Below are 18992 nucleotides of genomic sequence, written 5' to 3' on the forward strand. Positions count from 1 at the left end.
TTAAATATCTTTACGTTGAGATAATTAATTGTAAAGATATCGGTAAGGTTACTTTTTGTAAAGTATCTTTATGTTAAAATAAAAATTAAATGACGTTTGGAGAGAAACCATGGACGCAATTGATAGAGTGGTAGAGCAGTGGGCTAAGGAGAAGCCAGAGCTCGACACTGAACCGATGGCAATTATGGGTCGGCTAATGCGAATTGCTAAGCACATGGAGTGTCGGGTCGCTGACCTACATAAGAAGTACGATCTTAAGATGGGTGAATTTGATGTGTTGGCGACACTTCGCCGAGCAGGTTCACCATATTGCCTTACTCCCTCAGCGCTAATTGATTCGATGATGCTCACTTCGGGCGCGATGACGAACCGATTAGATAAACTCGAGAAGAAAGGCTTTATTACCAGAACACACAGTAAAGAAGATAGACGCAGTGTCACCGTTGAGTTAACTGAAAAGGGCTTAACCTTAATTGACAAGTTGATCTTAGAGCATGTGGACGTTCAGCAATCGCTGCTACATGGTTTAGAAGGCAATGAGAAAGCGCAGGTTAACCAGGCGTTAAGACTACTATTGCCTTTGTTTGAGTAAAAGATACAGGAAGGGTGGGACGGAATGAGAAGCAAAGAGTTAGAAGGTTATTTAAGTACCTTTATGTGTGCAGAGAGTGATTTCCCATTTGGGCCAGAAGCGCTTGTATACAAAATCAAAGGTAAAATGTTTGCGATTATTGCAGAGAGAAACGGTCGGGAGTATGTCAGCGTAAAAGTAAAACCAGAAGATGGAGAAGTCTTAACATCGCAGTTTACGGACATCACTCCTGGTTATCACCTAAATAAGCGTCACTGGATAACGGTTTATTTTAATGGTGATGTGGAAGATGGATTGATTCAGGATTTATGTGAACGCTCTTATACTCTCGTCGTTGCCAAACTACCAAAAGTGCAACGAGCATTGCTTGGTCAGTAATAGCTATTACAGAAAAATTCGCACCTTTTCCATCCTCAAGCTATATAAGAATAAGTAGGCGGAAAAGTAGGAATGATATGCGAGCATTATCTGAATGGCTAAAAGAATATGGGGAGAGCCATCAAAACCCCATCAACCAAAAGATTCACACAATCGCAGTTCCGGGTATTTACCTATCTGTGGTCGGTCTAATTTGGTCAATTCCTCAAATCTCCATCTTGGGTTTCGAGTTTAACTGGGTCTGGATTGCTGTCATACCGGTATGGGTTTTCTATTTTCGTTTGTCTCTCAGCGTCTTTATGATGATGTTAGGGTATACATTAGCGTGCATCGGCCTGATATGGTCTTTGGAGGTATTGGCGCTGCCCGTACTGCATATTTCGATGCTCCTATTCGGTGTCCTGTGGATCTTGCAGTTCATTGGTCACAAAATAGAAGGGAAGAAACCGTCTTTTTTCGAAGATTTGCAGTTTCTTCTTATTGGTCCAATTTGGGTGTTCCGAAAACATTAACTCACTCCGTAATTAACAAGCTGATATCTCTCTGTATTGCACGATCATGCTAGCGTCCATAAGGTCGTAAAATGCGCAGCATGATGTGCCGCTTTCTCATTGCCATGACAAGCATTCGCTTCTGATTCACACTATCATTAGAGTGCAGCTAAAGCCGTTACTTTGCCTGAATGTTTTTGGCTAGTGACATTGTCACTTGGGGGGATAAATGTACGACCGACAACATAAATATGCCTATTGGCGAGAAGAGCGTAAAAAAGGCAAATGGCATTACATCATGAAGTCTTTTTTTATGATTTGTTGCGCACTATTGCTTGGTAAAGTCATTGGTTTATTCATTTTTGGTGAGCTGCACTCCCTGAGTGATATTTTGGAGCAGCTGCCCGCGGATCTTTTTATCATGATGCTAGTGGGCTTCCCGGTTAGTGTTATCGGCTGGTATCACGAGGAGTCGAAGTTTTTCCGAGCGTTACGACGTAAAGAAAAGCGCTTGAAAATGAATCGAGATAAACAAAGCTAACTCTGCATCGATCTTTGTGTTATTTAATCGTCTGATTCACATATTTCTTTCAACTTATTCGGTATTTTGCGTTAGGCCTCGCAAGCATGTCATTAAACTTATTGTAAAAAACGACATCATGCATTCTGTTAGCCAATCTTGACAGGAACTTGTATTGCGAGGTGTTCCAGCAGCCTGAAGCTACTGGGCAGATAGAACGGAGGATATTATGGATAGTGAATCAATGCTTCATAGTCAGAAAATATATTTTTGTAATGATGAAGCGTTAGTCGAGCAGCAAACACAGTGTTTAGAAGTTCTTTACGATTACAATCAAACTCGGCCTTCTGAATCTGAAAAGCGTACAGAAATATTACGACGTTTGCTCGGCGCTGTTGGCGACAACTGCTATTTTGAGCCGCCGCTTCGGGCGAATTGGGGGAGGCATACATACGTTGGTGATAACGTGTATGCAAACTTTAACTTAACCCTAGTCGATGATACATATATCTACATTGGCAATAGTGTCATGATTGGGCCCAATGTGACACTAGCAACGGCAGGCCATCCGGTTGAACCGGAGCTCAGAAGAGAAGTTGCGCAATTCAATATCCCTATTCATATTGGTGATAATGTATGGATTGGCGCTAACTCAGTGGTATTGCCTGGCGTCAAGATTGGAGAAAACAGCGTAATTGGTGCCGGTAGTGTGGTAACAAAAGATATTCCAAGTAATGTTGTTGCGGTAGGGAACTCGTGTCGTGTATTGCGAGAGATAGGCGAACATGACAAAGAATTCTATTACAAAGAGCGTCAAATCACGCACAACATGTATCAACGATAACAAAGGTAAATGCCCACGGTTTATACGGTGTCAGTATAGAAAAGTTAAAAAACGAAATTTAACATCAGGGTGTAAAGATTGGCGCTGTTATCTTCTGGTATTGATGAAAACGCGCCAGTATCGTTATTGTGGGCGTTAAACTTTTGCCATTCAGCATTCAGTGACACGTTATAATCTAGGTCGTATCTCACTCCAAACAGATAGCTGTCCCCATTCTTTGTATCACTGCTATTAAACTGTTGGCCGTAAACTATGTAGGGGGTCAATTTATTCACGTTGTAACTCGTTGTTGCGTACCAAGAGGAGGAAATGTTGCTGTTTTGTCCTTCAGCCATTATCACAAGGTTATCAAGCTCATACCTTACTCCTAGAGAAAACTGGTCAATCGTGTTGCCTTTTTCTTTTAGAACCAAGCGGTCAATTAACATGGCTCCCCCTTCTGGTGTGGATTGCTTGGTATTGGAGAGAACCGTAGTTTGGTCATAATCGCCATGTAGATAAGAAAAGTTCAAACGGTAGGCATTTCCGCTGAGTGTTAAGTTTATTCCGGCTGTGTTGTCTGATTCGATCTTCAGTTCAGTATCTTCGTTGAGGGTGACATCACTGCTGTCTTTAAACCCTATAAACGGCATTGCAGTAAGCATGATTTGCTCATTGAGGTCGTGATTCCAGCGAATGGATAAACCATTGTAAGCGGTGATGCCTAATATGCTGTCATACACTTCATTTGGTGGTCGAGCTTGGGTAAAAGCGTGACCGACATAATTATACTCAGACATCAAAAACAGCGGCAGCCTCAATCGTCCCCCACGTATCTCTACATTTTTATAGGTATAAGCTAAATATGCCCACTCTAATTGGGGCGAGCTCCAATGATCTTGCGGACGCTTGACTACTTGTGCGGATGCTCGAAATGCCTTGTAAAAGTAATCAAGCTGCAGGCCGAAGGTTGTGTCACAATCGTAGCAGGCTTCATCATGAATAAAGCGGTTGACGAGAACCGTTGTAGAGTTATCGGACTTAGACCAAGATGTCGAACCAAAACCACTCAAAGACAGGTGATCTGATAACTCAATGGTGGCTAAGCTCGGAAAGGCGACAACACTCAGTGATAACATGGTCAAATATTTTTTCATATTAATCCTCCGAGCTCACCACACACAAAATACGAGCATTTCCAGGCACGCTCGAAGCAGGGGCATAACCAATCCGATTGGGCTTTTCTTGCATCCAAGTGATCAGCGCATCAATGCTAGAGTTTGCAATCACTTTGGGTGGTCTCGCTTTGCCTGAAAAAGACAAGCTCGCCCAGTGCGCGTTCATTTGCGCCAAGTTTTTATTGAGAAGGTAGCGATAGAACTCCGCTCTCTCCGCTGATGTCGCTGGCCAGTCAGATAGCTCAATTCTCTGCCCATGTAAGAGTTGCGTTTTTCCTCTGTACAACTTTCGCGCTTTATTGATGGTTAGGGGCGAGAACTCACTATTAAACGAGAAAACGGCGTAGCTCTCTGCAGCAAGTACTTGACTATCTATGGGTAGAAGGAAAACAACAATGAATAGGTAGCGTTTTATGCAGCGCAAAAGAAAACAGAGGAGAGAAATGTCGCCGCTCATCATCGCTACCTATATCGCATTTTCAATCTGGTACAACAGCTTTTCTCTACGAACAGGCTTGGGTACATAAGCGTCCATGCCTGAATCGAAGCAGCGTTGAATGTCATCATCCACAACACTCGCCGTTAGCGCGATGATGGGAGTCTTAGGAATACCTTTACTTGCTTCATAGGCGCGTATTTGTCGTGAGGCTTCGAACCCATCCATGATCGGCATCATGCAGTCCATCAAAATGATGTCAAACCCACCATCTTTTTGGAACATTTCGACCGCAACCTGTCCGTTTTCGGCCACTTCAAATTGATAACCTGCTTTGGATAAAAGCAGCGAAGCGACTTTTTGATTTACTCTGTTATCTTCGACGAGCAAAATCCGTTCTGAGCGAATAGGCGTCACGGTCGCTTCTGATTGTTCAGCATGCGAGGTTTTTTCAGGAGTGTGAGTGGTGTTTGTTGCCAGTCGCTTTTCATCAGAAGCAATATTGGAAATGCGTAGTCCAATGGCTTTATCTAATTTCTCTTTCAACAAACCCGCTTTAAAAGGTTTGGGCACATAATCATCCATTCCAACATCAAAACACTTTTGAATGTCATCATCGACTACACTTGCTGTTAGCGCGATAATTGGGATTCTGATCGTCCGTTTTTCTTTTGCTTCAATTTGACGGATCATTCTGGTTGCTTCAAACCCATCCATCACAGGCATCATGCAATCCATTAAGATTAAGCTGTATTGATTCTGTTGAAACATATCTAAGGCTTCTTCTCCGTTTACGGCGATATCAAAGTCGAAGCCCGCTTTTGTGACGTGTAATCCAGCGATTTTTTGATTGACGGTGTTGTCGTCGACCACCAAGATTTTTGGGAGAGTCTTAGCATTGGGTGTTGTCGTGTTCTCCTGGTTTGCTTGAGGGAAGTTTGCAGCACAAGTTTCAAGTGCTTTTACTAAGCGCTGTCCTAAGAGGGGTTGAGTGACCAATGCACTAATGCTGTTACCAAAATCACGTTGGGCACTATGAAGGTGTTTAATAAGACACACTCGAACATTTTGCATGCAAAGTCTTTTCATTTCACCTAGATGTTTGGCTGTGGTATTTGGAGAAGTTTCTACGTTGATAACAACGATGCGCTCGTTATCAATCCACGTTGGCAGAGCATCCAGTGTATTTACTGATTGCTGAACATTGATGTGGAAAAAGCTCAACTCGTCACGCAGCTTTTGCTCCAAAGTAGGGTTGTTGCAAACTATCCATATATCGTTGTGATTAAGGGAGTGATAGCCATTGAACTCTTGAGTCACAATTGGAGCCGTAAGTTCGAAGAAAAATCGGCTACCTTTGCCTTTCTCGGATTCAAGCTGAATCTCACCGCCCATCAACTCTACCAGCTGCGTGCTAATTGCAAGCCCGAGCCCTGTCCCTCCAAACTGTCGGGTGGTGGAGTTATCTTCTTGGGCGAAAGGAGCAAATATCTTCTTTTGTTGCTGCTCATCAATACCGATCCCTGAGTCTTTGACTGAAAACTCGATACTCGCTTCACCATTTTTGATTTCTCTAGTGATGACAGAGAGTTCAACGCTACCTTGTTCGGTGAACTTTACGGCATTGGACATGAAGTTCATCATAATTTGGCGTATACGGTGATCATCCAACATAACGTGATAGGGCGTATTGCGGCTGATGCTGACTTGAACATCGATGCCTTTTTCTTTCGCTTTCGGGGAAATAATAGAAGCAATATCGTAGATGGATTCACGAACGCAGGTTGAATGAGGGCTGATAAGCAACATACCAGATTCAATTTTAGAGAAGTCCAGAACGTCATTTATTAAGCTCAACAGTAATTGCGAGGAGGTTTCTATCGTGTCGACATAATCACGTTGTGTCGCCGTTAGCGGCGTGTCTGACAAAACTTCTGAAATGCCAATAACGCCGTTTAAAGGGGTTCGAATCTCATGAGACATATTCGCCAGAAAGCTACTTTTGGCTTTGCTTGCCTCGATGGCATCATCTTTCGCCTTTTCAGCATCTTCTTTGGCTTGAGTTAACTTTTGTCTTGACTGCTCACGTTCGTAACTCAGTTTTTTTACCTCTTTAGCAAACTTACTGAGTTCATCTTTCCCTTTGGTCAACTCTGTCAGTGGTGAGTTTTCATTGTTGTCCTCTTCGTAAGTGTCTCGACTTAGGAATTCGAGGACTAAATTCAAGTTGCCAGTGACCTTGCGCACTAACCTCAGGGTTAAACTCACGACCAGCAATGTCACGAGGCTCATTAGCGCAATGAAGCCAATGCGGTGCTGTGTTGTTTCACTGATCGTCTTGGTTATATCCTCAACAAGTTGTCGTTCCATCTGGTCATCAACGTTACGTAATAAACTTAAGCGTTTATAAAGCGCAGACAACCCGTCATCTATTTGAGCGGGGGTCAACACGCTAAGGTTTGTTGGCTGCAACAAATTGGTTCGAAATGCTTGGCTTTTAACAAACACATTATCGGTAAAGGTTTCGATGAGGAGGTTGACTTGCTGCTTATTCGCATTAAGTGTGACAAAACGTTCGAACAGCAGTTGTTGGTTCTGGATTAATGATTGGATACTGGCTTGGATAGCTGGATCGTACATCTGCCCCTGTTCTGTGGATTCCACTAAGTATTTGCTGAGTCTATGTTCTTCTGTTGACCAAAACATTAACCACTCAAGCTGCATCAATGAGGAGAGGTGAGTGTTGGTTTCATAACTTACATGGCTGAAGTAGACTCTATCCAAACTCAAAAGAATCTCTTTGAATGTGTCGGCACGCCACTCAGCAGCATCTAACTTATCTTCTGTATTATTGGACGAGAGCATTGACAGTGTTGCTTCTTCGAAATTCGCGAGCTGATTTAATATATCGGCATTGTCACCAAAAACAGGTGAAGCTATCTCCTGTAAAGTGTGAACGAGTTGGCGGGTTTCTTGAGCGTTATTCGCGACCTTTGGATCGCTCGTCAAATAATACAATGAGGAAACACGATCTATATATTGGGAGAAGAGTTGTGCTTTTTGAAGTTCTTGAGCTTGGATAGAGAGGTTTTGTACATGTTTGCCCGCCAGAAGCAATAACAATAATATTGGTAGTAGGACCAATCCAAAAAGTTTCTGCTTTACAGACAGGTTGTTCCAAGCAAATATCCCGACCACACGCGTTTCCATATCCAAAGAGTTGATATGAAAAGTGTAGTTTACCTATCTCAAATGTTAGATTTTAAGAGGAAATTCATACTTGCGAGATGGCGAAGTGTGACCAATATTGCAGAACGAATCCCCTTTAATTAAATGAACGCGATAAATTATTCAGTTAAGCATAGTTGCTGGCGGTTGAGTCATCTATTGCTTGGCGTTGTTGCTCAAACTCTATGATTTCTTCTGCCGGCACTGGTCTACCCAAGAAAAAGCCTTGCACAACGTCGCAGTGAAGTGATTCCATCCTTGTTAGTTGGGTCTGGGTTTCTATGCCTTCAGCTACCACTCTCATTCTTAGGTTATGAGCCATGGATATAATCGCACGGACTAATGAATCATCTTGTTCATTTTTTTGGATTTGAGCGATAAATGAACGGTCAATTTTAAGCCCATCAAACGACATTTGTTGTAGGTAGGCGAGGGCAGAGTACCCAGTTCCAAAATCATCTAGCCACACTTCTACGCCGTTAGCTTGTAATTTTTTGAGCACGTACTGCGCTTTCTCAATATCATCAATAAACAGAGACTCTGTCACTTCAACATGAATGGTTTGAGGGGGGACTTGATATTGTTGTAAATATTTCGAAAAGAGCTGACTTAAATCTTGGCGGTAGATCTGCCTAGGAGACAAATTTAATGCGATATGAAAATCAGCAGCGAAATGATTCGCCCATTGTGCTCGCTGGCTAATTGCTGTCTCGATGAGGTATTCACCAAGCTCTAAAATTAAGTCACTTTGTTCTGCAATCGGGATAAATAATTCTGGGCTGATATAACCCTTCTCCGGGTGATTCCACCTAACCAATGCTTCGACACCAATCAACTGGTAGGTGTTGAGGTCGAACTGGGGTTGATACCAAAGCTCGAACTGAGATAAATCACGTATTGAGCGGCGCAGTTCCTTTTCTATGTATAAGCGCTGCTTCACGGTCTCATCAAACGCGGAATCGTATATCGTCATGATATCTTTGCCGCGTCGTTTAGATTCTTGCGCCGCCAGTGAGGAGAGTTGTAAAAGAGACTCTGCGTTTGAGCCAAATTCCGGATACACCGCTACTCCAAGGCTTGCCGTAATTTGAATATCGTTCTCTTCCAAATTAAAAGGAGAAAGCAATTGGCGATGAATCTCGTCCGCTTTTTCTCTAGCGTGGAGGCTGTCTTTGCATGGAAAGACCAGCACAAATTCGTCAGCGCCGACTCGGCTTACGATGGTTGAAAGACGGTAAAGAGGCTGGAAGTAACTCGGCAAACGACCTTGAAGTTCTGAGGCGAGATGACCTAGCAATTTATCCCCGATGCTATGCCCGTAGTTATCGTTAATATGTTTAAAGTCATCCAGATCAATAAAAACAACCGCGAGTGAGGGGGATCTGCGGTTCGTTATTTGCTTTTGGATATCAATGAGTAACTTTTCTCGGTTAGGCAGGGAGGTAAGAATGTCGTGATACGCCATGAACGCCACCCGGCTTGTGTATCGGTTCACTTTGTTCGACATTTTGTTATACGCCGAAATAAGATCACCCACTTCATCTTTACTTTTTATATCAGTGATTGGTAGTGCTTGAGTATTTGACTCTGTAAATTGTTCTTTAAGTTGTTTGAGTGGTTTTATTAATGAGCGACCCAAAGCATACGCGATGGCACTTCCGAGCAGAACGGATATCGCACTGATCGTGAGCAGCAAGTTAAACATCTTTTGCTTATCGTTTGAGGTAAGCGCTTGTACTTGATCAATGTTTTGTTCTTTCTCTTCTAATAGATGTGCTAGGTTGAGTTCAAGATACACTGCGCCCAGTGTGATATTCGATTGCTGAATCGGTGCCGCAATTTCTAATTGATGATTAGAAAAAGAAATGAGAATTCTAGACTCTTCTATTGCTTTTAAAATAAAGCGAGAACGGTAATGAGGCTGGGCAAACATACTCAGCTGAGTCGTACCGTCGTGAAAGATTAGCCCTTCATTATCAACAACGTGTATCTTCGAGACATCTGGTTGGCTTAATGTCGCTTTAATTTGCTCGTACGCTTGGCTGATATTATCCGTATAGAGTGGGTCAAAAAGTTGTTTTGATAATAACTCTGCGTAAACCAATCCTTTTTGCTTGACGTAAGACTCTGTTTTTTCTTGTGAGTTCTCGGTGATTTGGCGGGTTAAGTTATTTGAGTACGTATCGTAACCATGCATATATAGTGCGAGGTTTATCACTACGACAAACAGGACAACAAAAATGGTCGAGCAAATGTATTTAGTTTCGAGTGAGAGTTTATGGAACATCAATCCACCTTCGGTAACAAGTGAATAGATGTTCGAACGGTATTTAAGGACGCGGACATTTCTGGCGTTAGAGCGGTGATCTTTTTCGTGTTTTGGAACTGTTTAAGTGCTAGGGCACCTTGCTGAGATGCCTCCATACCGAGCAATATTGACGTGATTTTATGTTGCTGATCTTGGCTTAAGGTCGGAGAGGCGAGAATTAAGTCTCTAGGTATTTCTACCGAGCGAGCGAAAATCGTTAGTTTGTCTTTCATGCTTTCTGGAAGATCTTTAGGGTTTCTCCAATTGAAATTGCTGAACGCTCCTGCTGCGACTCTCTGCTTATACACCCATACTGAAAGGTTGATTTCATTTGATTGAGCCAAGTGCTCGTCAAGGAATAAATATCCAATACTATCTTTGGCTGGTTTATCATCAGAGGAGGGGAGGTATTCTAATTTCTCCCCTTGATTAAGCAGTGTAATAGCGGGTAAGTAATAGCTGCTGGTAGAAGTACGCTTTTCAAAAACAAGTGTTTTTCCGCGCAGATCAGAAATCGACTCGATACCACTCTCTTTGTGGGTAAAGAATACCGTATGATATTTTTGTAAACCTTTTTTCCAGCGTATGGCAATGACTTGGCTGCCAGACTCTGCCTCGAGGGTCATTGCATTGAAGGGGGTGGCTGTTGCAATTTGAACGGTGCCATTTTCAAGTGCCACCGCGAGCTGGCGATAATTTTTAAATACTTTTACAGCACCCTTGGTGTATCCGTATCCGGCCAAACCATTGGTCACGTACTGCGTAAAAGGCGTCGACTTTTTGATTTTGCTTTGAGCTTTATTGGAAACAATGCCAAACGTGAATGTTTTTTCAATATTTTCTTGTGCACTGACGACAAAAGGCGAACTCAGCAAAGTGAGTGATAACAGAGTGCAGGCAGGTTTCATCCGGCTTCAACTTCCTTCTGGTGCATGTCAGTAATATTTAGCATTTATCAATGCGCCCCAAATCAATAGTAGAAACAGTATGATGTACAAATTTCGTTTTACTAGCGCACTTTTATAACGTGACTTGGTCACTTATTCCGTTCAAATAGTACCGAATTTGAAGTTTATGTACAGGATGAATGTTTCACCGTGGGTTTTAATTCACTGGATTCTTAGTCAAGTTCAGTAGTGTCTGTGAGCGAGTACACCTTCTTTATCATGATGTCGTGTTAAGAAAATCTCTCCAATTGCTTTTGATATTTTTTCTCGAGTGCTTCATTACCTGCTGCACGTTCAAGTTGAATCATGAGCTGTAAAGAGGGTTTCTTAACGCCATACATTTGATTAAATCTCATTAATCGAATTCTGGCTTCAGTGTAATTGCCGCTATCAATTTCTAGCTTGGCTAGCTGCAAAATAGATTTTGGCCTATGAGGGTCATGATCAATAGCTCGGGCGAAGTAGTATTTCGCTTTGTCTTTATCTTGTGACTTCAACGCGCAAAATGCGGCGTTTTCATAACTGGCCGGAATGAGATAGTAATAAGGCTGCTCAATGGCTCGATTAAACATTTGATCGGCTTTCTCGAAGTCACCCCGCTTGCAAAGAAAGGTGCCGTAGTTATTGAGCACGTTACCGTTTTTGGTGTGTTGGCGTAGAGAGCGTTTATACATTTGCTCGGCTTTAGCATCTTCACCAACCGTTTCATAGTAGTGAGCCATCGATAACTGAGCACGATAGTATTGAGGTGCGTGGGTTAAGGCTTGTTGCAAGTTATCATGCGCGCGAATCATATTGCCGCCTTCTAAATAACCTAGGCCAAGTGCGATACGTGATTCTGCCATTGCTACAGGATCGGCTTTAACGACAGGACTACCATCTTCTTTCACCGTCACGCAGCCCACAAGTGCAAACTGAGACATTAATAGTAGTGCACCGAGCTTTGTTGTTTTCATTCTTTGTCCCTACATCCCTGAATCTCCCAGCATGATATGAATTACGTAGCAAAAGCCTATGGAGGAAAAAACACTATGCGATCAGGTTTGCAAACTGGTATGAAAAAGCCGCCATATGGCGGCTTGGTTCACATATTACATTTAGGCATCATAAGCGCTTTGTTTGCGTGCTTTGAGGTTAATCGTCTTTAGTAAAAGCGTCTTCACTGAAGTGATCAAGATCATAAGGTGTTTGCTGGTAAACGCAGTAGTTCAGCCAGTTTAAAAAGAGGAGATGTCCATGACTTCTCCAACTGGCAATTGGTGGATTATCAGGATTGTTGTTTGGATAGTAGTTGACGGGAATGGCTGGTTCCATGCCTTCGCTTAAATCGCGGATATATTCGTTATGTAAGGTATGCGAATCGTATTCAGGATGCCCAGTAACAAACACATTTCTCTTGTCTTTTGTTGTAGCTAAGTAAACACCTGCAACATCCGATGTGGCTAGGATGTCTAAGTCGGTATGTTCTTCTAAAAAGTGAGGTGAAAAGTCGGCATAGCGTGAATGAGGCGCTAAAAATGTGTCATCAAACCCACGTAACATAGGATGGAATTGATGATGAATCTGGTGATGGTACACGCCTGAAAGTTTTTCTTTACGCGTTTTTTTAGGTAGATCGTAGAGCAACTTCAGCCCTGCTTGTGCTGCCCAGCAGACATAAAGAGTCGATGTCACATGATCTTTTGCCCATTCCATGATGGTTTTTAGGTGGTCCCAATAAATGACATCTTCAAATTGAACCAAACCTAGTGGGGCACCAGTAATGATCATGCCATCGAAATTTTTATCTCTCACCATTTCAAATTGACGATAAAAAGTATCCAAATGTTCGGTTGGCGTATTTTTGCTTGGGCGGTTATCAATGCGCAATAACTCGACATTGACTTGTAATGGGCTGTTTGAGAGTAGACGCAAAAACTGAGTTTCAGTTTCTATTTTTTTGGGCATCAGATTCAGGATCAGCACTCGTAAAGGACGTATTTCCTGACTCGCAGCACGCGTTTCACTCATTACGAAGATGTTCTCTGTCCTTAGCACATCGGTGGCTGGTAATTGATCTGGAATTCTAATTGGCACGACTTTCTCTCCCTAAGTATAGTCAATCTAGACGTCTATACTTCTAAAGCTAACTTAATTAAGTTTAGATGTCGATACGAAATATGACTTTTCAATCTACTCTTTACATTATGGTAAACCGAGCTCGAAGCTGTCACACAATTGTGACTAGAGCGGAGTTTCTGATGAGATATGTTTGAAACGCTGTTCGTACTATTTGCTGGTAATTATGTGATCACGTTAATATGCGAAAGTGACTTCGTTGTAAGGAAGTCTCAGATTAATGAGCCATACTAAAAACAATCAGCTCACCAATATGCATTAAAGTGTGTATTTGGAAACATCGTCAGTGGAGGACATTATGTTCGGTATTTTTAAAAGAAAGACAAAAATTCAGAGCATCGCTCAAGAGGTTCCTAGCGTACTATTGCGCTTGTTTGGCGATAAAGACACTTATACGCCGAAAGAAATTGATCAAGCCCTTCAAGAGCTTGGTTATGATAAGAGCAAGGATCTAAGTCATTATCAGTATGCCTATGGAATGTTTGCCAATGAACCTTCTTACGAGCAGTTAGGGTTGACGGATGAGTTAGGTAATTATGGTCACTTTCAACGAGAAGTGGGCAAGATGCTGCTCAATACACCAGAGCCAATTGATATGCACATCTACTTTGAAATTGCTCGGCAGCACCAAAAAGCAGGCCTGTCGCTTACTCATCAAGAAGTGAGTGAAAGCGATGGCGTGTGAATGTCTCTATATTCAAGTGATCACGCTGTGAATCCTGCATTTTGAAGCCGCTTGAGTAAGAGGTATTCCATCGAGAGATGAGTTGGGTATAATGCGCGACCTAATTATCCGGACGTGTTGTCGGTTACATTTCTGTTGAGCGTTAATGCCTTATGTTCAAAATGCTTGTCTCTATGCCGCCAATGTTGGCGCTGTCGATCGCGATTGTATGTGAAGTGATTGCCACTTCCTATATTCCCAAAACAGAGCAATTTACGAAAATGATGCCGAGTACAGTCGTTCTGATTGGTTACGGCATTGCTTTCTTCTTGCTTTCCGTCACGGTAAAAACGATGCCTGTTGGGGTTGTTTACGCCATATGGAGTGGGGCGGGTATTGTTTTAGTTGCGACGGTTGGCTACTTTGTTTATGGACAGCGGCTAGATTTGCCGGCGCTTGTTGGCATTGGGTTTATCCTCACTGGTGTGATGATTGTTAACCTGTTATCCAAGACTGTAGGACACGGATAACTAACACAACTTGTGATGCCAAATAAAAAGCCGTAGCGAGAAATTGCTGCGGCTTTTTAATGTCAATCCAATAGTTAACTTACTAGTACCTCAAGAATTTTGCTTTGTTGACGATGTTTTCGATTGCGATACATCACGGCGGCGAACGCTGGGAGGCTAAATGTGATAAACCCTAATATCAGTGCATATGCCCCAGTTTTTGCGCTAATTCCTGCTGGTACGTCAAAAGATACAACAATCGTCACCAAGCAACTCATCAAGCCTAATCCTGCCACTAAACACATTCCTATTTTTCCGCCCGCAATTCGAAATGGGCGCTCAATATCTGCGTGTTTGTAGCGTGAGACCAAAAAGCTAACAAAAATACAGATGTACATCACCATATAGAGCTGAGTCATCAGGATATTCAATAGCCACATGCCTTGATTGACGTTTGGAACAAAAATGAAAACCAAAGAGAGCACGCTAACAATCGCGCCTTGCAAGAGCAACAATGAGACGGGGGCTTGGTTGCGGTTTTCTTTGGCGAGCGACATCGGCATGAAACTATCTTTTGCGGCAACATGCAGACTTTTAGTCGGGGCGATTATCCAGTTATTCAGGCTTGCAAGCGTGCCAAAAACAATAGCAAGGGCAATGACAGGAAGCAGGAATGAGAGGTGCAGATCATCAAAAAAAGCTTTGAAGGCAAGTATCACTCCTTCACTCAAACTAGAATGGTCACTTGAGACGACCGAAGAAATGGACAGTGAGCACGCCGTCAGAGAAACCAAGATTAAGATTGTGGAGATCAGCAGAGCTTTGGGATAGGCTCTTTGCGGATTTTCGACTTCGCTTGCATAAGAGGTCGTGATTTCAAGGCCTGTAAGTGACAGAACTACCGCAGTAAAACCCGCTCCGATCCCATCTTGAGAAAGGTCCGGCAACCAGTCAGATACGTGGCGAAGCGAGATATGAGACTCACCAGGATGGGTATACGCCCAGTACCCGCCTAATCCGATAATCAATAGAATCGGAAATATCAAACCTAGGGTGCCGAATACATTTGTAATCAGGGAAGAGAGGCGCAAGCCAAAGATATTAACTAAAGTTAACGCCCAAAAAATCACATTAATCATCACCAACATAAACATGTTGTTTTGCGCCAGGTCTGGGAAAAAAGGGTAGGCCCCCGTTGCAACAATGAATGAAATTAAAGGTGGATAGTAAACAATATTTTCAGCGTATTGATACCACACGGTGGCAAAGCCAAAGTTTGGCCCTAGTGTTTCTTTGCCCCAAAGATATACACCACCTTGCTCTGGATAAGTGGTACTTAGTTCAGCACACACTAGCGCTGTAGGGACAAAAAAACAAAGTCCAGCAAGTAAGAAGAAAGAGATGGCATGGCTACCAAACAAAGCCGCCCCAGGAATGTTCCTTATGCTGTCGACCGAAGTTACGGTGATCATGATGATAGAGAAAACACTCAATTTAACGGCGGATTTAACGATATTGCTCATTCGATACCTTTAATGGATGAGCGCACAGCTTCTAGGTTGTAAAAGTAGCGTGCTACAAGTAAGACTCGCGTATTGTAGATTCCTCATAAATAGTGGGTATATAGCGAAAAACGGTATGTATTTATCCGAAAATGAGCTGAAAACAACGCGCTTTATTTCCATGGGATATAAACGAGTGATATGTCGGATAAATAAACACTTATAGCGATAAATTAGAACCTTTAGGTAAAGGTTTGACTTTCCCCTAAGGTCAAGGAGTACATTAACGCCATATCGAAATGAAACGATGGAGAAACACAATGGGATGCTGTAACAAAGCGCCAAAAGGTGGCACCGGAAAGTTGTCTTACTTGTTCAGGGTAATGGTTATCATGTTTATTGTTATTTTCATGATAGCTGCATTATGGGGTTAAAAAAACACCATTATCTAGCGCATTGAAAACACAAAGTTATGTTTGTCCAAACTTTATGAAAGTGCGGTAGATTAATCACTCCAATCGATGTTAACGTGGTGATTCATCTTTGCTGCTTTTTCATCCCCCTACATATTTCTGCAAAGTTCTTATTGTGTAGTGTGTCGAAGAACCATAGAATCCGCGCGCTTTAATTTATGTTATTAGCGCTATCAATGATAAAAGTGCAGTCCATTATCATTGTTTTTATCACTTATAGATGGGCACATCTGACAATACTCACATGAATAAATACCAAAAGCCTGAATTCAAGGCTGAATTTCTTTTGCCTCGTTACTGGGGAACCTTAATTATCATCAGCGTGATGTACTTACTCAGTCTCCTTCCTTTCAAAGTTCAGTTAGCATTAGGACGTGGCATTGGCCGTTTAGCTATGCGAATCATGAAAAAACGTCAAGTTACGATTAGGCGCAATCTTGAGCTTTGCTTTCCTCAGATGGAAGAATGCCAACGCGAAGCAATTTTAAAAGACAATATCGACAATACAGGTATTGCGCTATTTGAGACGGCGATGGCATGGTTTTGGTCTGATAAACGGGTAAACAAACACGTTACGATAAAAGGAATGGAGCACCTCGAGGCTTTAGAAAAATCAGGCAAAGGGGCATTAATGTTGGCCGTACACTCGATGAACTTAGAGTTAGGTGCTCGTGCTTTTGGCATTAAAAAGTCTGGAACTGGTGTTTATCGTCCAAACAACAATCCGTGTTTTGATTACTTTCAATACAAGGGTCGTTCTCGCTCTAATCGTACACTTATTGACCGCAAGAACGTTAAAGCCATGCTTGAAGCGCTTAGAACGGGAGAGCGGGTCTGGTATGCACCGGATCATGATTATGGAAACCGACGCTCAACGTTTGCGCCATTATTTGCCGTTAAAAATGCTTGCACGACGACAGGTACAAGTCTGCTGGTTGATTCGACAGATTGTGCCATCGTGCCTTTTACGATGGTAAGAGGAAAAGACGGACACTATACCTTGACGATTAGTGCGCCAGTCGACGGTTTCCCGAAAGAAGATCCTCAAGGTGCGGCAGTTTTCGTGAATAAGATAGTTGAAACGTCAATCATGGCAAGTCCGAGTCAATATATGTGGCTTCACCGTCGGTTTAAAACCAGACCTGAAGGCGAGGATTGTTTGTACAAGCCAAGGCTTATCCCTAGCTTGGCATAGTATAGAAAGAGCCTAAAAAAGCCCAAGGAACATACGAACCTTGGGCTTTTACGTTCTATTCTTTTTCTATTTACAGGTAGCGGCCTTTTAGGTGCGCTTGGAAGTGCTTAGCATTTAGTGTTTCACCCGTTGCTTCTCTTACGAGATCATCTGTTGTTAATACGCTGCCTTTACTCCAGATGTTCTTCGACAGCCAATCGAATATCGGCGTCAGATCGCCAGAGCGAATAACCGCGTCCACATCTACCGTTTGCTTCATTGCGGCCATGAATTGGGCTGCGTACATCGCACCGAGAGTGTAGGACGGGAAATATCCAAAACTTCCATCCGTCCAATGAATGTCCTGCATACAACCGTTTTTGAAATTCCCTTCCGTTGAGAGCCCCAAATACGCTTTCATTTTTTCGTTCCAGAGCTCTGGTACGTCTGTATGCTTGATGGCACCGTTCATAAGATCACGTTCAATCTCATATCGAAGAATAACGTGGGCAGGGTATGTTAATTCGTCCGCATCTACGCGAATAAAGCCTTTCTCTACGCGAGTGTAGATTTTGGCTAGATTGTCTTTTTCAAATTCATCCCCAGAAAAATGCTTGGAAGCCATGTGAGCAAGGTGGTCGATAAATGCGTTGTTTCGTCCTATTTGCATTTCAAAGAAGAGCGATTGTGACTCATGAATTCCCATAGAGCGGGCTTGACCAGCTGGCGTTCCTGCTAAATTTTTTGGTAGTCCTTGCTCGTATCGGGCATGGCCAGTTTCGTGGACGATCCCCATCAATGATTGGACAAACTCGCTTTCATCATAACGTGTTGTAATACGCACATCTGTTGGCACACCGCCACAAAATGGATGGACACTTTCATCAAGCCGACCGTGTTCAAAATCGAATTGAAGTAGCTTCATGACTTCCAGCCCTAGTGCTTTTTGTTTTTCCGCAGGGTAGTGCGCAGTTGGCAATAAGATGTTGTCTGATTGCTGTTTTTCAAGCGCTTCGTCTATCAAGGAAGGTAGCCACGTTTTTACGTCAGCAAAAAGCGCGTCTAACGATGCAGACGTTGTGCCTGGTTCATAAATATCAAGCATGGCATCGTAAGGCGTTGTGCCGTTTGCTTCGGCTCTAATTTGCGCTTCTTCTTGCGATAGCTTGACGACTTCTGCCCAGTTCTTTTCAAAGCCAGACCAGTCATTTTCTCCTCGTTGCGTACGCCATGTATGTTCACATTTGGAGCCAGCAAGAGATTGAGCTTGAACTAATGATTCTGGTAGCAAGTTAGCTTGTTGCCATTCACGTTTCATTTCTCGTAGGATGGACTTTTCACTCGCAGATAGCGTCTCTTCTTCTGCCTGAGCGAAAAGCTCGCCCAAGTGTGGCTGAGTCATCAATGAGTGGATGTGTACATCAAGCTCTGCCATAGCATTGGAGCGTGCTTCAGCGCCACCAGATGGCATGACCGCTGCTTGGTCCCAACCTATGATGGCAGAGAGGTGCTCAAAGTTTGCCACTTTTTTGGAATGTTCAATGAGTTTTGTAAATGCTTTCATGTGACTACTCTTATTCTTTTGTTCTTTCCCTAAACACCCGATAACGGGTCCTTTACGTCGAGTTGCACGAAACAACCTGCGTTAATT

The 18992-nt window shown here is 42.8% G+C and carries 17 protein-coding genes; 8 read left to right on the forward strand and 9 right to left on the reverse strand.

Translation table 11 applies throughout. The annotated features are described in order from the left end of the window. Window positions 1-109: 109 nt before the first annotated feature. From MTR11_RS07295 to MTR11_RS07315, 5 genes are all read left to right on the forward strand, one after another. Window positions 110-592 (forward strand): MarR family winged helix-turn-helix transcriptional regulator, encoded by a 483-nt coding sequence (locus MTR11_RS07295; protein ID WP_005393451.1) that lies wholly within the window; start codon window positions 110-112, stop codon window positions 590-592. Window positions 593-616: 24 nt separating this feature from the next. Continuing rightward, window positions 617-970: an MmcQ/YjbR family DNA-binding protein gene (locus MTR11_RS07300; RefSeq protein ID WP_005393450.1), complete on the forward strand. Its 354-nt coding sequence runs from the start codon at window positions 617-619 to the stop codon at window positions 968-970. Window positions 971-1047: 77 nt separating this feature from the next. Beyond that, entirely contained in the window at window positions 1048-1482 is a 435-nt protein-coding gene (locus MTR11_RS07305) for a DUF962 domain-containing protein (RefSeq protein WP_012841889.1), read from the forward strand. A gap of 208 nt (window positions 1483-1690) precedes the next feature. After that, entirely contained in the window at window positions 1691-2002 is a 312-nt protein-coding gene (locus MTR11_RS07310; RefSeq protein WP_005393448.1) for a hypothetical protein, read from the forward strand. 208 nt (window positions 2003-2210) lie between these two features. Beyond that, window positions 2211-2825, forward strand: coding sequence for a sugar O-acetyltransferase (locus MTR11_RS07315; protein WP_243327219.1), 615 nt, complete (start codon window positions 2211-2213; stop codon window positions 2823-2825). A 44-nt stretch (window positions 2826-2869) separates the two neighbouring features. Here MTR11_RS07315 and MTR11_RS07320 read toward each other — a convergent pair whose 3' ends face one another. The 7 genes from MTR11_RS07320 to metA all read right to left on the reverse strand — a co-directional run bounded on the left by MTR11_RS07320 (window position 2870) and on the right by metA (window position 12977). Beyond that, on the reverse strand, window positions 2870-3961 hold the full coding sequence (locus tag MTR11_RS07320) for an outer membrane protein (protein ID WP_243327220.1): 1092 nt from the start codon (window positions 3959-3961) through the stop codon (window positions 2870-2872). Window position 3962: 1 nt separating this feature from the next. Further along, on the reverse strand, window positions 3963-4439 hold the full coding sequence (locus MTR11_RS07325; RefSeq protein ID WP_243327221.1) for a hypothetical protein: 477 nt from the start codon (window positions 4437-4439) through the stop codon (window positions 3963-3965). A 9-nt stretch (window positions 4440-4448) separates the two neighbouring features. Beyond that, complete coding sequence (locus MTR11_RS07330; protein WP_395205182.1) at window positions 4449-7616, reverse strand: response regulator; 3168 nt, start codon at window positions 7614-7616, stop codon at window positions 4449-4451. A 157-nt stretch (window positions 7617-7773) separates the two neighbouring features. After that, window positions 7774-9933 carry a GGDEF domain-containing phosphodiesterase gene (locus MTR11_RS07335; RefSeq protein ID WP_243327223.1) on the reverse strand — a complete coding sequence of 720 codons (2160 nt, stop codon included), beginning with the start codon at window positions 9931-9933 and terminating at the stop codon, window positions 7774-7776. Further along, window positions 9933-10862 (reverse strand): phosphate/phosphite/phosphonate ABC transporter substrate-binding protein, encoded by a 930-nt coding sequence (locus tag MTR11_RS07340; protein ID WP_243327224.1) that lies wholly within the window; start codon window positions 10860-10862, stop codon window positions 9933-9935. The genes MTR11_RS07335 and MTR11_RS07340 overlap by 1 nt, the downstream gene beginning before the upstream one ends. A gap of 269 nt (window positions 10863-11131) precedes the next feature. Further along, window positions 11132-11857, reverse strand: coding sequence for a type IV pilus biogenesis/stability protein PilW (gene pilW, locus MTR11_RS07345; RefSeq protein ID WP_046874884.1), 726 nt, complete (start codon window positions 11855-11857; stop codon window positions 11132-11134). Window positions 11858-12035: 178 nt separating this feature from the next. Continuing rightward, window positions 12036-12977: a homoserine O-acetyltransferase MetA gene (gene metA, locus MTR11_RS07350; RefSeq protein ID WP_006741610.1), complete on the reverse strand. Its 942-nt coding sequence runs from the start codon at window positions 12975-12977 to the stop codon at window positions 12036-12038. Between the two features lie 340 nt (window positions 12978-13317). Between metA and MTR11_RS07355 the strand changes: the two genes are divergently transcribed. Together MTR11_RS07355 and MTR11_RS07360 are read left to right on the forward strand one after the other, a co-directional pair. Beyond that, the gene (locus MTR11_RS07355; RefSeq protein ID WP_065646791.1) at window positions 13318-13704 is read left to right on the forward strand and encodes a hypothetical protein; all 387 of its coding nucleotides are present in this window, start codon (window positions 13318-13320) and stop codon (window positions 13702-13704) included. 173 nt (window positions 13705-13877) lie between these two features. Beyond that, window positions 13878-14213: a DMT family transporter gene (locus tag MTR11_RS07360; protein WP_065646842.1), complete on the forward strand. Its 336-nt coding sequence runs from the start codon at window positions 13878-13880 to the stop codon at window positions 14211-14213. A gap of 74 nt (window positions 14214-14287) precedes the next feature. On the opposite strand, the gene MTR11_RS07365 is transcribed toward MTR11_RS07360, so the two are convergent. Next, the gene (locus tag MTR11_RS07365; RefSeq protein WP_243327225.1) at window positions 14288-15715 is read right to left on the reverse strand and encodes an APC family permease; all 1428 of its coding nucleotides are present in this window, start codon (window positions 15713-15715) and stop codon (window positions 14288-14290) included. Between the two features lie 696 nt (window positions 15716-16411). Here MTR11_RS07365 and MTR11_RS07370 point away from each other — a divergent pair. Beyond that, entirely contained in the window at window positions 16412-17362 is a 951-nt protein-coding gene (locus MTR11_RS07370) for an LpxL/LpxP family Kdo(2)-lipid IV(A) lauroyl/palmitoleoyl acyltransferase (protein WP_041853039.1), read from the forward strand. Between the two features lie 70 nt (window positions 17363-17432). On the opposite strand, the gene MTR11_RS07375 is transcribed toward MTR11_RS07370, so the two are convergent. After that, window positions 17433-18905, reverse strand: coding sequence for a carboxypeptidase M32 (locus MTR11_RS07375; RefSeq protein ID WP_243327226.1), 1473 nt, complete (start codon window positions 18903-18905; stop codon window positions 17433-17435). Window positions 18906-18992: the final 87 nt, after the last annotated feature.

This window comes from Vibrio sp. CCB-PB317, from assembly GCF_022808245.1.
In the GTDB taxonomy this organism is placed as follows: domain Bacteria; phylum Pseudomonadota; class Gammaproteobacteria; order Enterobacterales; family Vibrionaceae; genus Vibrio; species Vibrio diabolicus.